The organism is Paenibacillus sp. FSL W7-1088, from assembly GCF_037969855.1.
Classification (GTDB): Bacteria; Bacillota; Bacilli; order Paenibacillales; family Paenibacillaceae; genus Paenibacillus.
Genome location: NZ_CP150216.1, coordinates 767,779 through 783,129 on the forward strand (window position 1 = coordinate 767,779; position 15,351 = coordinate 783,129).

At 48.0% G+C, this 15,351-nt stretch carries 16 protein-coding genes; 13 read left to right on the forward strand and 3 right to left on the reverse strand.

What is annotated here, in order from left to right; genetic code table 11:
- Nucleotides 1–338 precede the first annotated feature (338 nt).
- On the reverse strand, nt 339–1,160 hold the full coding sequence (locus tag MKY42_RS03595; protein ID WP_339848605.1) for a zinc ribbon domain-containing protein: 822 nt from the start codon (nt 1,158–1,160) through the stop codon (nt 339–341).
- A gap of 74 nt (nt 1,161–1,234) precedes the next feature.
- Complete coding sequence (locus MKY42_RS03600; protein ID WP_179261781.1) at nt 1,235–2,179, reverse strand: YafY family protein; 945 nt, start codon at nt 2,177–2,179, stop codon at nt 1,235–1,237.
- 83 nt (nt 2,180–2,262) lie between these two features.
- On the opposite strand from MKY42_RS03600, the gene MKY42_RS03605 reads away from it, so the two are divergent.
- The 7 genes from MKY42_RS03605 to MKY42_RS03635 all read left to right on the forward strand — a co-directional run bounded on the left by MKY42_RS03605 (nt 2,263) and on the right by MKY42_RS03635 (nt 6,685).
- The gene (locus MKY42_RS03605; protein WP_090904295.1) at nt 2,263–2,958 is read left to right on the forward strand and encodes a response regulator transcription factor; all 696 of its coding nucleotides are present in this window, start codon (nt 2,263–2,265) and stop codon (nt 2,956–2,958) included.
- Nucleotides 2,951–4,039: a HAMP domain-containing sensor histidine kinase gene (locus tag MKY42_RS03610; RefSeq protein ID WP_090904296.1), complete on the forward strand. Its 1,089-nt coding sequence runs from the start codon at nt 2,951–2,953 to the stop codon at nt 4,037–4,039. Before MKY42_RS03605 ends, MKY42_RS03610 begins: the two co-directional genes overlap by 8 nt.
- 98 nt (nt 4,040–4,137) lie before the next feature.
- A complete protein-coding gene (locus MKY42_RS03615; protein WP_179261779.1) occupies nt 4,138–5,001 on the forward strand; it encodes a M15 family metallopeptidase in 864 nt (287 codons plus the stop codon).
- Between the two features lie 28 nt (nt 5,002–5,029).
- Complete coding sequence (locus MKY42_RS03620) at nt 5,030–5,581, forward strand: VanZ family protein (RefSeq protein ID WP_179261777.1); 552 nt, start codon at nt 5,030–5,032, stop codon at nt 5,579–5,581.
- Nucleotides 5,582–5,594: 13 nt separating this feature from the next.
- Nucleotides 5,595–5,810, forward strand: coding sequence for a hypothetical protein (locus MKY42_RS03625; RefSeq protein ID WP_143067087.1), 216 nt, complete (start codon nt 5,595–5,597; stop codon nt 5,808–5,810).
- 127 nt (nt 5,811–5,937) lie between these two features.
- A complete protein-coding gene (locus MKY42_RS03630; RefSeq protein WP_339848611.1) occupies nt 5,938–6,336 on the forward strand; it encodes a hypothetical protein in 399 nt (132 codons plus the stop codon).
- A 34-nt stretch (nt 6,337–6,370) separates the two neighbouring features.
- Complete coding sequence (locus MKY42_RS03635) at nt 6,371–6,685, forward strand: hypothetical protein (RefSeq protein WP_090904301.1); 315 nt, start codon at nt 6,371–6,373, stop codon at nt 6,683–6,685.
- Between the two features lie 108 nt (nt 6,686–6,793).
- Here the strand turns inward: MKY42_RS03635 and acnA are convergent, their stop codons facing one another.
- Nucleotides 6,794–9,508, reverse strand: coding sequence for an aconitate hydratase AcnA (gene acnA / locus MKY42_RS03640; protein WP_090904302.1), 2,715 nt, complete (start codon nt 9,506–9,508; stop codon nt 6,794–6,796).
- A gap of 362 nt (nt 9,509–9,870) precedes the next feature.
- On the opposite strand from acnA, the gene MKY42_RS03645 reads away from it, so the two are divergent.
- The 6 genes from MKY42_RS03645 to MKY42_RS03670 all read left to right on the forward strand — a co-directional run bounded on the left by MKY42_RS03645 (nt 9,871) and on the right by MKY42_RS03670 (nt 15,137).
- Nucleotides 9,871–10,890, forward strand: coding sequence for an amidase domain-containing protein (locus MKY42_RS03645; RefSeq protein ID WP_339848615.1), 1,020 nt, complete (start codon nt 9,871–9,873; stop codon nt 10,888–10,890).
- A 138-nt stretch (nt 10,891–11,028) separates the two neighbouring features.
- Nucleotides 11,029–12,129, forward strand: coding sequence for a D-alanine--D-alanine ligase (locus MKY42_RS03650; protein ID WP_339848618.1), 1,101 nt, complete (start codon nt 11,029–11,031; stop codon nt 12,127–12,129).
- Between the two features lie 31 nt (nt 12,130–12,160).
- A complete protein-coding gene (locus MKY42_RS03655; RefSeq protein ID WP_053779624.1) occupies nt 12,161–12,484 on the forward strand; it encodes a hypothetical protein in 324 nt (107 codons plus the stop codon).
- Between the two features lie 155 nt (nt 12,485–12,639).
- Nucleotides 12,640–13,641 (forward strand): UV DNA damage repair endonuclease UvsE, encoded by a 1,002-nt coding sequence (uvsE, locus tag MKY42_RS03660; RefSeq protein ID WP_339848620.1) that lies wholly within the window; start codon nt 12,640–12,642, stop codon nt 13,639–13,641.
- Nucleotides 13,642–13,739: 98 nt separating this feature from the next.
- On the forward strand, nt 13,740–14,612 hold the full coding sequence (locus MKY42_RS03665) for an inositol monophosphatase family protein (RefSeq protein ID WP_339848624.1): 873 nt from the start codon (nt 13,740–13,742) through the stop codon (nt 14,610–14,612).
- A 234-nt stretch (nt 14,613–14,846) separates the two neighbouring features.
- On the forward strand, nt 14,847–15,137 hold the full coding sequence (locus MKY42_RS03670) for a hypothetical protein (RefSeq protein ID WP_339848627.1): 291 nt from the start codon (nt 14,847–14,849) through the stop codon (nt 15,135–15,137).
- The last annotated feature ends 214 nt before the right edge of the window (nt 15,138–15,351 follow it).

The window sequence follows — 15,351 nt, forward strand, 5'->3', positions numbered from 1 at the left end:
AAGGACCGCATATGTGAGGATTCGTATGGGAGGATAGAAGCGGTTGTTAAGTGAATAGACCCAGTTTTGAGAATGCCAATTGTGTCGAAATTAAGACATATTGTCTGGTTGTATAGGTACGACGCAAGCTAGCTAACTTGGTACCATGGTCGGTTGTCGGGTGCATATTAGGGCAATTTTCAACGAAAAGACAAAGCGGAAACGCCAAAAAGCCGTCAGGAAAACCTGACAGCCTAACAGCATTTTTCATAAAATCGGTGTGCGGTATTCCATTGCTTAAATATAGATCGAAACGGTGCAATTGGAATTAGGAAATGACCTTAATCACTATTTTCTTATTATCCTTGGCGAACGGCAATATACAGGTCCACTTGTACGTTCTCAGGATCGAGGCTGCGCTCATCATACAATTCGAAATCTCCGGTAAATGTGCGTTCTCCCTGATTGTTCCAGGACCACACTGCACCCCAGGCCTCGCCTACGACCTCGCCCATCGGGCCCTTTCTGGAGGTGAACACCGCATATGTTGCAGGTGGCAGCTCAACGGAATTCACTCCCTCAGGCAACGCTTCATCTGGACCCACCTCATGCCCCACCAGTATGGTGTATTCTCCATTTATGCCATCCGTATAATCAGCGTAACAGCCATAGCGGGGGGCTTCAGGGGTTGGCTGATAATCTGAGGCGAAGTAGCTGTTCCAGAGGCCCTGAATACAGCCTTTTCCGCTCATTTCAATGGCATTGGTTGTTCTGGCGGACACACCGGCAAGGCGCTTTCCTGGCAGTGTGACGTACCGAATGGGCTCTATGGAGAGCGTATTGTTGCGAGTTGTTTGATTAAGGTCAGCGGACTCTTCCGAAAGTTCTGCCCCAAATGTCACGTTCTTCCGTTCTGAGCCAGATGCATTCCATCTTTTCAAAAAAGGAAGCTGGTTGCGCAGCATCGACCTTGCTGATTCCTCGTCCATACCTTCCTGGTTCAGAATGGCGGTGCACATTTCAATCATGCCCTCCAGCGTAATATCGGGCTGTTCAAACTTCCCTTCTTTATAACAATAGATACAGTATTCGCGGGTTGTATTACCACCCGTTTCTGTGCCGAATTGGGCAGGGGTAGTAAGTGGCATTCCGCAGCTCTGGCATACTGTGACGTTCATCATCAATTCCTCCTCGGTATGTACAGCCTGAATATAATAGAAGTATAACGGGAGGAACTGGACACCTGTCTGTCAGGTTAGGGGTGGGCTTTATAATTTTGTACAATTTGTTCGGCAATTCTACGAATCTCTTCCCGGATATGCAGAGGCTCCAGCACTTCGACATCCGCGCCAAACCCAAGAATGAACCCATACAACCAGTTGTCCTCTGGAAATGCGACTTGGCTGATATAATACCCCTCACCATCCGAAACGACGTTCTCTATGCCAAACCACTCCTCTGCGATGTGACGGATACGAGCATGGAATCTCAGGGTCAGGGCCACTTGATTATCCGGAGTTGCCCACTCTTGCTGCCAGGGCCTGTCCTGGAGGTTGATCGGCTTGCGCTCGAAGTTTCCTTGAGCAAGGATGATGTCTCGCATGCGGACCAGCTTGAACATGCGGAAATCGTTGCGTTCGTGACAGAACGCATAGAGATACCAGGAATGCTTTTTGAGCACAAGGGTATGCGGATCGGTCGTTCTATGAGTTTGAGTACCTTCTGCACTACAATAGGTAAATGTAATGGGCCGCAGTTGATCCATGCCCTGTTCAATGAGCTGAAGTTTAATTTGCAGCGCTTCGGGATGCGTCCACATCGAATAATCCACAATGAAGCGGCTGGTATTAGCCTGGAAATCCTCATTTTTGGCTTCAGGCACGATGCTGCTGAGTTTCTCCATTAACAGATCCCGTGCTACATTTGTATGGGAGGTGGAGACACTGCGCAGCGCAGTGACGATGGAGGCCAGATCTTTGTCAGTCAGTACGTTTCGGTCAAGCCGATAGCCCTCTGCCAGGCCAATACCACCGCTTGCACCCTGATAGGTGACGACAGGAATACCCGCCTGACCCAGGGTGTCTATATCCCGGTAGATGGTGCGGATGGATACTTCAAACGTATCCGCCAGATCCTTGGCCTGCACCCGGCCACGATTGATCAGCAGCACAAGGATGGCTAATAAACGGTCCAGTTTCATATATTGGATTCCCTTCAATCATTTATAAGTTGGATTCAGATATGTTATATTGTTGAGCATCACATATAGGAGTGGAATAAGCAATGAAGCGTATTACGATTTTAATCGCAGATGATGAAGTTGAGATCGCTGATCTGGTTGCATTGCACTTGCAAAAAGAAGGATATCACATCATTAAGGCATTCGATGGGAAAACGGCGGTTCAAGCCGTACAGACACAAACGATAGATTTGGCCATTTTGGATATTATGATGCCTGGTATGGATGGATATGAGGTGACCCGAAAAATTCGGGAGCAGTATCATCTGCCTATTATTTTTCTGAGTGCCAAAACCTCGGATATGGATAAAATCACCGGGCTCGTGATGGGCGCAGACGATTACATGACGAAACCATTTAACCCGATGGAACTGGTTGCCCGGGTCAATTCACAGCTGCGCCGTTCCCTTCAATTTAGCCAGTCTGCACCGGTCCAGCGCTCTATTCTGGAGAAAGGCGGGCTCATTATCTCGCCAGATCAACATAGCGTCACCTTATACGGCAAGCCAGTAGAGTTAACACCGAAGGAGTTTGACATCCTTTATCTGCTCGCAAGTCATCCCAAACAAGTGTTCAGTGCGGAGAGCATCTTTGAACAAGTGTGGGGAGAGGCTTATTATGAGAGCGGCAATACCGTGATGGTTCATATTCGGACCCTGCGCAAAAAGCTGGGCGAAGATGTGGACAAGAACAAGTTTATCAAAACGATCTGGGGTGTGGGGTACACGTTCAATGAATAAACGCAGAAGTTTTCGAACGACCATGATTCTGTTGCTGGGTTTAAGCATGCTGGCATCTGGTGCGATTACCTTTGGGGTATATAAAGTGATGCAATACTATTACACTGGTGTTCGTGCGGAAGATCAGTTAGCAGAATATCGCCACTTTATGAGAAGCATAGGGGATATTTACTTTTTTCTCATCTTGTTCATACCGCTTGCGATCCTGTTTTTCTTCTGGTTTACCAAACCGTATGTTACCTATTTCAAAAATATCTCCACAGGTATCCGGCAACTCGCGAGTGGTGATTTCCAGCACCGTGTGCAAATTTCGACGAAGGACGAGCTGGGCGCGATTGCAGAGGATATCAATCTGGCGAGTCTGAAACTGAGGGAAGCGGTAGAACGGGGAGATTTTGCGGAGAGCAGCAAGGATCAGCTGGTGGTAAACCTGGCGCATGATTTGCGTACCCCTTTAACATCAGTATTGGGTTATCTGGATCTGTTGATGAAGGATGATCAGCTGACGGAGGAGCAGGTCAGGCACTTTACAGCGATTGCTTTTACCAAATCTCAGCGTCTCGAGAAACTGATCGATGATTTGTTTGAGATTACACGAATGAACTATGGCATGTTGCCGATTGAGAAAAAGAGACTTGATCTTAGTGAACTGCTAAGGCAGATGAACGAAGAGCTGTACCCTGTTTTTGAAAAGAACCGCCTGGTCACCCGACTGCACATCGATTCCGAGTTAACCATTTCCGGCGATGGTGAGGTTCTTGCACGCGTGTTTGAGAACCTGTTGATTAATGCAGCGCGTCACGGAACAGATGGTCTTTATGTGGATATCCATGGGCACCGTGATGCAGGACAGGTGATCATTCAGATCATGAACTACGGGGGACATATTCATCCGGATGATCTGCCTCATATTTTCGATATGTACTATACCGGAGATCGTGCGCGGACACCTCAGGAAGGGGGAACAGGTCTGGGCCTGTTTATCGCCAAAAATATTGTGGAGCAGCATGATGGGTCCATTTCGGCTCAAAGTGATATCGTACGGACCGTATTTGAAGTGCGGTTGCCAGCACTAGAATGAAATAAAAGGATGAATTTAAGAAAAACTTTAGAATTGCCCTGCTTTTTTTTAACTAGTTTTCTCTATCCTTGAATGACGAGGTAAAGGAGGAGCATGGAATGAAAAAGTGGGGATTTTTGATATGTATCATTGTACTGGGATATATCTTTTCCAAGTCACCCGCACTGTTTGAGCAGAAGGAAGAGGCGAATCTGGAAGTTCAGGATACGGGTGGAATTCGTGCAGGCTATACGAAAACAATTAAAGTGAATATGCAGAATCAAGTACATAAAGGGAATTTATTGCTCGTCAATTCGGAGTATCCCGTTCATGCGGAAGGGATTAGAACCGACATTGTCAATCTGGCGGAACAACATGAACTGATTCGGGGATACGGATTGCTGGATCAGAATATTATGCTGTCAAAATACGTAGCGCAAGCATTCCAGAAGATGGTTGAAGCTGCTGGGAAAGAGGACGTACGATACTTCATTATCAGCAGTGGCTATCGGGACTTTACGAAACAGGAGCAGCTATATGAGGAAAAGGGATCGGACTATGCGCTTCCCGCGGGACATAGTGAACATAACCTGGGCTTGTCGATGGATATCGGCTCTACGCTGGCTGCTATGAGTGAAGCACCAGAAGGAGCTTGGCTGGAAAAGAATGCATGGAAATTCGGATTTATCTTGCGTTATCCGAAGGATAAAGTGGACATCACCGGCATCCAATTCGAACCATGGCATTTCCGGTATGTGGGATTGCCGCACAGCGCCATCATGTATCATAATCATCTGGTGCTGGAGCAATATTTGGAGCTGCTGCGGCAGAAAAAGAGCATTTCTGCTGAAGTCGGGGGCGAGAGCTATCTTATACGTTATTACGATGCATCCAAAGATGAGACCATTAATATCCCTGAGCACGGTCAATATGAGATATCGGGAGACAACATGAAGGGAGTTGTCGTGACGGTAGAGGAATAAACAACAAGAAATACATGGAGGTTCATATATGAAACCTAAGGAGTTCAACCTGAAGATGATATGGGTCGCGGCATTGATCGTGTATCTGTATCTGCTAACCAAGCTGATATTATTCAAGGGGCATACGGTGGATTGGAACATCGTGAGGGTTCAACTTATGGCGATCGCGCAGCAGCCGGATCTGATTCATACGCGAACCGTTAACCTGACGCCATTTCAGGAAATCTCGAGAGACTGGCATAGCCTGTCGTTACATCGTCCAGGTACCGCGATTCATCTGTTAGGCAATGTCATGGCCTTTATCCCACTGGGTATTTTTATTCCAGTACTGATGGGGAACAAGCTGTTGTCAGGGGCCAAGGTATTCGTACTTTCCTTGCTTTTAAGTTTTGCTTTTGAAGCGACACAGCTATTGACCGGCATGGGCATATTCGACGTGGATGATCTGATGTTAAACACGTTTGGTGGAATGATCGGTTATGTTCTGTATACCATGCTTATCGGTCTGAAACGTATGATTGTGGGAGGAACAGCAAGCACTGCGAAAAAAGAGTATAATACCAATCAGAGTCGGGTGTAAGGAGGGAAAATATTTGATGATTTTCTTGGTTGTTTTAATGATTGGGACAGGAATGGTATTTATCGTTCGTCCGCGTTATGTTACTCAATCTTCGTCAGAGGATGGAACCAACAACAATCAAATTACCTCCAGATGGATTGGGTACTCACTGATCATAATGTCCTGTCTGTTTGTGGTTATGGCCACACTGCAATCCCTGGATCAAGCATCACATTACATTGGGCATTAAAAGGAAGTGTAGAGGCGTTACATAGCCTTCGGTATATTAATAAGAGAAGCTCCCCATCGCGGCTGAGTACGGGGTGGGGATTTTTTATATCTGCCAGATACCCACATCCTTACAAGGAGGACATATATTGTATTCATTGGCTAAACAACTCGCAGGAAGAATGAAAGCGATCATGGACATCGAAAGTGAAATGGCTGAAGCTGAGCGTAATCAGCAAGGTGAAGAATTTGTGCGTGATTTAGAACAGAAAAGATCAGACTTGATAAAAACCTTTACAAGCGATGAGTTATTGGTCATAACAACCGTGATGGAGATAGGGCAATCAGAGAGAGGATATCGACACTACTTTGACTCAGATGACGTTGAGCTTATTTACCTCCCCATTGAGTTGAATGAGCATGAACTGATGAAGAAATACTCTCACTTTCTGGTACATAAAACAAAACAAGAACTAGCAGATGGAATTGAATATCATACACTCGTCTCGTCATTTTTAAAAGAAGGTATGGAAATTTTAAAAATCTAAACTGCTATCAAATTGGATCTAGGAGGTCTGCTAGATGATAATGAAGATTTCATACTATACACCAGACGGTTTCTATTATTATGTCCCCGATCAATATGCAGAGCAGATAAATGAGTGGAGAGGGGAGTTTTCTGATTTTTTGCAGAGTATAGAAGGGAAACATCCATTCACCCAATATACCGAATATATTGATCATGAGGGTAAGAAAGAATATGGTGTTTTTGTACGTTGCTACGGTGGGGATGATTTTGCAGACTGGATCAACGTGGAGAAATTAAACTGTAGAGGTGTATATCGCATTCCTGCACCACCTGATGATTCGGAAGTTGCATTGAGGATTGATTTTTAAACGTATATCGATTATTAAAAGCAAAATCAAAAAGCTCCCCGTCACCGTGCAGAGCGCACGTGGCGGGGAGCTTTTTGTATACCTTAATTGCATAAAATATAAATGCGATTAAGATTTTTTCATCATTTGACGCAATACGGTTTGCAGGATACCGCCGTTATGGTAGTAGTCCACATCAACCATGCTGTCCAGACGAGCGATAACAGGGAAGTCGAACTTGGTACCGTCCTCACGAGTTACGGTAACCGTCAGTTCTTGTCCTGGTTTCACATCATTGCTCAGACCTGTGATGTCATATGTTTCACGACCGTTCAGACCGAGGCTGGACCAGCCATGACCTTCCTGGAATTGCAATGGCATTACGCCCATGCCCACCAGGTTACTGCGGTGAATGCGCTCGAAGCTTTCTGCGATAACGGCTTTGACACCAAGCAGGAATGTTCCTTTTGCTGCCCAGTCACGCGAGCTTCCTGTGCCATACTCTTTACCTGCGATAACGATCAGGTTCTGTCCTTCGTCCTGATACTTCATGGAAGCATCGTAGATGGACATTTCTTCGTCTGTTGGCAGGTATTTCGTAATACCACCCTCAGTACCTGGAGCCACTTGGTTACGAATACGAATGTTTGCAAATGTACCACGCATCATAACTTCATGGTTACCACGGCGTGAACCGTAGGAGTTGAAGTCTTTGCGCTCTACGCCATGTTCTTTCAGATACAATCCAGCCGGGCTGGACGGAGCAATGTTACCTGCTGGTGAGATGTGGTCCGTTGTTACGGAGTCACCCAGCAATGCCATTACACGTGCGGAACGAATATCTGCAATATCCGTCAACTTGTCGCCAAGCTCCTGGAAGAATGGTGGATTCTGAATGTACGTGGAATTTGGATCCCACTCATACAATTCGCCTTCCGGTACAGGGATCGTATTCCAACGTTCGTTAGCTGTAAATACGTTCTCGTATTTGTTGCGGAACATCTGTGCGTTCAGCGAGCTAGCGATGGTATCCTTGATTTCCTCGGAGCTAGGCCAGAGGTCTTTCAGGAATACAGGTTCGTTGTTGGTATCATAACCGATTGGATCGGTTGCAAAATCAATATTAACGGTACCCGCGAGAGCGTACGCCACAACGAGTGGCGGAGAAGCCAGATAGTTGGCTTTGACCTGCGCGTGCACACGACCTTCAAAGTTACGGTTACCGGACAATACAGCCGCTACGGTCATATCATTCTCGGCAATTGCTTCACTTACTTCGTCTGGCAGTGGGCCAGAGTTACCGATGCAAGTTGCGCAACCATAGCCGGCAACGTTAAATCCGAGTTTGTCGAGATATTCGATCAGACCTGCTTTTTCCAGATACTCGGTAACAACGAGGGAACCTGGAGTCAAGCTGCTTTTCACATAGCCAGGTTTAGTCAGGCCACGTTCAACAGCTTTTTTCGCAAGCAGACCCGCTCCGACCATAACGCTAGGGTTGGATGTGTTGGTGCAGCTAGTGATTGCCGCGATAACGACAGCACCAGCACTCAGTTCGCTAGTGGAACCGTCAGGGTGTTTCACAGGCACTTTCTCAGCGATTTTCTCGTCGCTCAGACCATAGCCGCCTTTGTCGATCGGCGTACGGATAATGCTGTTGAAGCCTTCTTTCATTTGAGTCAGCTCGATGCGATCCTGTGGACGTTTTGGTCCGGCAAGACTTGGAACAACGGATGCCAGATCCAGTTCGATCACGTCTGTAAACTCAGGATCAACTGTATCCGCAGTACGGAACATGTTTTGAGCTTTGTAATAAGCTTCAACCAGATTTACCTGTTCGTCGGTACGACCGGTATTACGCATATAGTTCAGTGTTTCGCTGTCAACAGGGAAGAAACCAATTGTTGCGCCGTACTCTGGAGCCATGTTGGCTACTGTTGCACGGTCAGCCAGGCTGATGTTGCCAAGACCCGGTCCGTAGAACTCGACAAATTTACCGACAACGCCTTTTTTACGCAGCATTTGGGTAACTGTCAGTGCCAAATCCGTTGCGGTTGCGCCTTCGCTCAGGCTGCCTGTCAATTTGAAACCGATAACGTCCGGTGTAACAAAATAAAGCGGTTGGCCCAGCATACCTGCTTCAGCCTCGATCCCGCCAACACCCCAACCAACAACGCCGAGTCCGTTGATCATGGTGGTGTGGGAGTCCGTTCCTACGAGGGAATCCGGGAATACAACAGTTTCGCCGTCAATGGTTTTGGTTGCAGCCACTGAAGCCAGGTACTCCAGGTTAACTTGGTGAACAATCCCTGTGGATGGTGGTACTGCACGGAAGTTGTTGAATGCCGTTTGCGCCCAGCGCAAGAAGCGGTAACGCTCTTCGTTACGCTCGAATTCAACCTTGATGTTGTAGTCAAGTGCATCGTTCGTTCCGAACGCATCAACCATTACGGAGTGGTCGATAACGAGATCGACAGGTACGAGTGGGTTGATCTGTTTTGGATCGCCGCCTGCTTTTTTCACGGTATCGCGCATTGCTGCAAGGTCAACGACCACGGGTACACCGGTGAAATCCTGCAGAACGATACGTGCAGGGATAAATGGAATTTCTTTGTTATTGTCACGGCCTTCTGCCCAGCCAGTCAGTTGTTTTACATGTTCTTCGGTAATAGCACGTCCGTCGAATTGACGAATAGCTGCTTCGAGCAGCACTTTAATGGAGAAAGGAAGCTTGGAAAGGTCGCCGTAGCCGCCTTCCTGAAGAGCATCTAAACTGTAGTAGCGATAAGACTTGCCTCCGACCTCAAGACTGCGGGCCGCGGAGAAATGATTCTTGGCTGACATACATGTACCTCCTTAAAATGTGTCGGTGAGATGAAGAAAACGTTCATTTAGGTGAAGAACAGGCCTTCATCGTTCCGTGTCCTTGTTCGTTAGTTTCATTAGGTGAAACGTAATTTCATAATCGTAACTTTAGTTTTAAGTATAACGTTTTCAGCTCCGTACGTAAAGGGCTTTTTGCCTGTCCAGCCAAGCTATTATTGAGATTGAATGCGTTCTCAAGTAAAGGGAATGGACGCGATCTCTTCCGTGCGTATTATCCCTGATAATAAGGTTTCAAAACAGAACCAGACACATACAACCGAAATTCTCTCATATAAATATAAAGGAGATTTTCATGCAATGGATCATTCCGGACAGAACTCATGCCAAAGGGGGACACAGGCTTGGAACGCGAATGGAAGAGTGCCTTATATACCTACGTGAACCAGTATAATCGCTGTGAGATCGATTACCGTCCACAGACAAGCGAACGGATTGTCACCGATCCGGAATTTGTGCTGGAACGGGGAGAGCGGATGGCCAGACTGGATCAATGGTACCGCAAGCGGCGGGCCGTGCCTCTTCGCAGTGAGACCAGCGCCAAGCTTGTGCGGACACTTATGGATGGGGCCGATGAATCAGTAGTGGATGTGCAATTGTACAGCAGGCTGTTCTATGAGAAGAACGGTTTGACCCATCGGGAAGACCGGATTGAGCGGGAACGCCTGACTTTTCTTAGGCAAGGTGGAGTTTGGACCATTGCGCGTGTGGAACGTGAAGTGCCGGAGCGTCGCCCGGTAGGAGAGGGCCGCCCTTTTCAACAAGCTGATTTTGTACAGGCGATAAATCGGCCGCTGCTTAATCGAGAAGTGCTGGGACAGGGCAGGAGATCGAGGCAGCAGCTGTATCGCAGGGATCTGGCTGTCGCCTATGCGGACCGGTGGTGGAATGCGGGAAACCCGGCATTTGAGGAATTCGATGTCGATTGCACCAATTATGTGTCCCAATGTCTCTTTGCAGGGGGAGCACCCATCCACTATACTGGTAAAAGAGAAGCAGGATGGTGGTACAAAGGCTATGTCAATGGCTCTGAAATGTGGAGTTACAGCTGGGCTGTGTCCAACAGTCTGGAGCGTTATTTATCCGGCAGCAGCTGGGGATTGTCAGCAACCGAAGTGGATCATCCAGAGCAGTTAATGCTCGGAGATGTAATTCTTTACGATTGGGACGGGGACGGCAGGTTTCAGCACAGCACCGTTGTGACCGCTTTTGATGCGGGAGGTATGCCGCTTGTGAACGCACATACGGTCAGCAGCCGCCACCGTTTTTGGGATTACCGGGATTCTTACGCTTGGAACGAGCGGACGGTGTACCGGCTTTTTCATATTGCAGATGAGTTTTGAGGGTCAACGATTTTACGGGAATCGGTGACGTGGACGTCTGGTTCCGTGTAAAATAAGTCTAGATAACAGAATAAAAAGTGGTGCTGAACATGCAGACATGGCAGGCAGCATCATTGCACAGATAATCGGAGGTTACGCATGAGTATGGATAAATTAACAGTAGGCGTCGTTTACGGCGGGAAGTCAGGCGAGCATGAGGTGTCGCTGCAAACGGCGTTTGCTGTAACGAACGCATTTGATTATGAGAAGTATGAACTGGTTCCTTTTTATATCTCCAAGCAGGGTACGTGGAAAAAAGGATCTGTCATGCACGCGCCATTCGCGCAGATTGAAGAATTGAAGCTGGAGCAGGCGGCGGGCGGAACCCAGGAAGCGCTGAACGCGCTGTTCGGCCGTTTATATGGCGGAGAAGAGGCGCTGGACGTCATGTTCCCGCTGCTGCACGGTACGTTCGGTGAGGATGGCACGATTCAAGGGATGTTCGAGATGGCGGATATGCCTTATGTTGGCGCAGGTGTACTGGCTTCGGCAGGCGGTATGGACAAAGTGGTCATGAAGAAGCTGTTTGCGCAGGCCGGAATCGATCAATGTGCCTTTACGTATTTTAACGCTACTCAATGGAAGCAGATTGAGTATGAAATGATCTTGCAGGTGGAGGATCAACTGGGCTATCCGTGTTTCATTAAACCAGCCAATCTCGGTTCCAGTGTAGGAATCTCGAAGGCGCGTAACCGGGATGAACTGAAGAAAGCCGTGGAGTTCGCTCTCCGTTACGATACGAAGGTTGTCATTGAGGAGTTTGTAGAGGCGCGTGAAGTTGAAGTCAGTGTGCTCGGTAATGACGAGCCGATGGCTTCCGTACCAGGAGAAATCGTATCTTCCGGTGAATATTATGACTATGCAGCCAAATACATCGATGGACAGTCTCAGATGCTGATCCCTGCTCCGCTCGACCCGGAAGCAGCAGATCGCATCCGTGAGGCCGCCTTGCAGGCATTCCGTGCGATTGAAGGCAATGGCATTTCCCGTGCAGACTTCTTCATTCGCAAATCGGATGGGGCATTACTTATTAATGAAGTAAACACCATGCCTGGTTTCACACCATACAGCATGTATCCGCTCTTGTGGCGTGAGACTGGCGTATCGTATGCCGAACTGCTGGATCGCATGATTGAGCTGGCTTTGGAGCGCTACAATCGCAAGCAGGCGTTGAACTACGAGAACGGCGTACAGGCGTAGCCTGGGGACGACATTATAAGGAGGGGTATGAATGGGATTTCAGACCGAATTCAATTCCGTGTGCAAGTTCAAGAATGAACAAGAGCTGTTTGAATTGCTTGAATACGGCCGTGGCAAAATGGTCAAACAAGGCTTTCGTGTATTTCCTACCGGACAGAAAGTCATTGCTTACACACCGGATAACGTGGCCGTAGCCATCGTAAAAATCGTAGTCTCCATTGCGGAGATTAACTTCCAGGGTCAAGAAGTGACCGAAGTGGAGATGCAATTGATCCGTAAACTGAACGAGGAAGAATCACGCATTCAGACGGCTCTCGCGGACGAGATGTTCTTTGGTGAACAGGCACAGGGCTAGTTTGTTACATGTGGATCGGGACGAATGGACGGATTTGCCCAAATCACGATTATGGTCACTCTTTTAGGGTAAAACTTGGTTATATAAAGTGAAGGGAAGACTGCCGGCTTCATATGTCGGGAAGGAATCCCGCCCTAATAGAGAGGAAGAAATTCATGCTTGTACGTTTTGGCTATGTGGCGATGTCCGTGCTTGTGGAGAATGCTTCTCCTTCCCGGACGATGACCATGTCCAGCTTTAAGAAAATTGATGATAGGGAAGCGGCAATTCGCAAACTTGAACGGATTGCGGCCGAGAATTTGCATAATACATTACGTTTGCTCAGACACAACAAAGGAAGCCATATTCATGTATATCGTTTCTCCTCCAAATTAATTCCGCTGGCAACGCATGAGGATCTCAGTGATTGGGACCCGTTTCCCGGACTTAAGCAGGATTTCGCCGCGATTGGCGATTTTGTGAAGGAGAACGAGATGCGTGTGTCTTTCCACCCGGACCATTTTACGGTACTTAGTACGCCTCGTGAGGAAGTGCTGCGCAACTCCATGCGCGACCTTCGTCATCATGTACGTATGCTGGATGCCATGGGGCTGAATGCCACTGCCAAGAACAATATACATATTGGTGGTGCATACGGGGACAAGCCTAGTGCAGCGCTGCGTTTTGAAGAAAATTTTCTGAAGCTGGATCGGGATATTCAGGAACGGATGACGCTTGAAAATGATGACAAAACGTTCAATGCACCCGAGACACTTGCAGTATGTCAACGTGTGGGGCTGCCTATGGTGCTGGATATCCACCATCAATGGGTGAACAATGAAGGCGAACAGCCGTGGGATCTTTGGCCGGATATATTGAAGACGTGGGAGTCTCCGCTGGCTCAAGCGGATTCACCGGCAGACAAGCCGTTGCCTCCCAAAATTCACGTCTCCAGTCCAAAGAGTGAGAAGGACCTGCGTGGTCATGCTGACGGTGTTGAGGTGGAGCCGATGCTCGCTTTTTTACGTCATATTGCAGCCGATACACCCGCCCTTGATGTGATGATTGAGGCCAAGCGCAAGGATGAAGCTCTGGTGCAGTTAATGCAGAAACTAGCATTCTATCACGAAGAGGGTGTGGAGTGGGTGGACGAATCGACGGTTATCATTCATCCGTAGCGCCAAAAGGGGCCTGGGCAACGAGAAACTTTACGACCCTTGGGGCGTATACTTTTAACAAGTATTTTAATTTTTCGTAGATTGATATAGAAAGTAGAGTGAACGCTTTGAATGAGAAGGAAAAAACACCTTATGTCGTGACAAGCAAAAGCTATACTGCCGTCGCCATTAATGCAGCTTCCAAAGCTGGAGAGTGGATCAAGAGCCGTCTCGGAACGGTGGGGGAGCCTGGAACCAAGTATTCGCCGCAGGATCTCGTTACTGAAGTGGATAAAGGTGCAGAGCAGATGATCCGCCGCCTGATTCTGACGCATTTTCCCCATCATGCCATTCTGGGTGAAGAAGGCGTGGAACCAGGACCGGAAGCATCAGCGAAGGCACTGAAAGAAGCTGAGGAAGAAGAGTTTCTCTGGATTGTGGACCCGGTGGACGGAACGACGAACTTTGTGCACGGTTTTCCGTTCTATTCGGTATCCATCGCTTTGGCTCATAACGGTGAGGTGATTGTTGGAGTAATCTACGATCCTTCCCGTGACGAGATGTTTGTTGCGGAAAAAGGAAAAGGCGCTTACGTGCACGGAAACCGGATGCTTGTATCGGGTGAACAGGAACTGGCTCAGAGCCTGATCGCGGTTGGCTTCCCGGCGGATACAACCTACGCGCTGCCAATCAATATGGCCGCTGTTCAGGCACTGGCACCGCAAGTACGCAGCCTGCGTGCAGGTGGTTCTGCCGCCCTGCACTTGGCATATGTTGCAGCGGGGCGCCTCAGCGCTTATACCGAAGTTGGTCTGAAGCCTTGGGATATCGCGGCAGGTGCACTGCTGGTTGAGGAATCCGGTGGCAAGGTTACCGATACCGTCGGGACGCCTTACCAACTGTCCGTAAGTCATGTGGTTGCCAGCAATGGCAAGATTCATGATGCACTTACGGATGTGCTGAAGGAATCCAACGCAACAGGTTTGGAGTGAGTGAGTTTATTCAACTCATCATTGCTTGAAAAATTGAAATTGCACATTAAACGGAGGGGACTGAACAAATCTGAAGAAGCGTAGCGCTCGCCTTTATCACCGGATTTCTCCCTTGGACAAGGAAATCATAGAAATCTGGGGATAACAGCGATCGAAAGATTGTTCTGTCAACGAAGTGAAAGTGCAATAATAAGGTAAGCGCATATGTGAGTTTAATTTAAGGAGCGAACAACAATGGATGAATCCAAAGAACTGGAACGACGTTTGAGTGATATGCTGACTGAAGGGGACATGGAGGAGTCCGGCGATGCTGACAAACGTGAACGTCAGCTGATTCCTCCCAAGTACGAGGTTCGCATTCAGACAGAACGGGACCCGATTGTCGAAGAAACGTTGAAGTACCGGGACATGGCACGTGAGGTGGATGATCGCTACGATCGCTACCTTGAGCGGCCTGCCGGGAACAAACCGGATACCGATCCGATTGATTCAGATTCTGGAGAGTCGGAGAAACCGAGGTCTTGACAGGATAGCATTTTTATTGGTGTTAATCGAAGGGGCTTCCAGTAGTCATGAATATGGCGGGAAGCTTCTTTTGTTCGTTAGCTTGGGGACCAGCGACGACGAATCAGAGGGGAGAACTTACTTACGGGGTAGCCTATTTCACACGTACAGGGTGAGCGCCTACTTTTTCGTGAAGACGACAGCGCCCCTTTAATAATGTTAGAATAGAGTTACA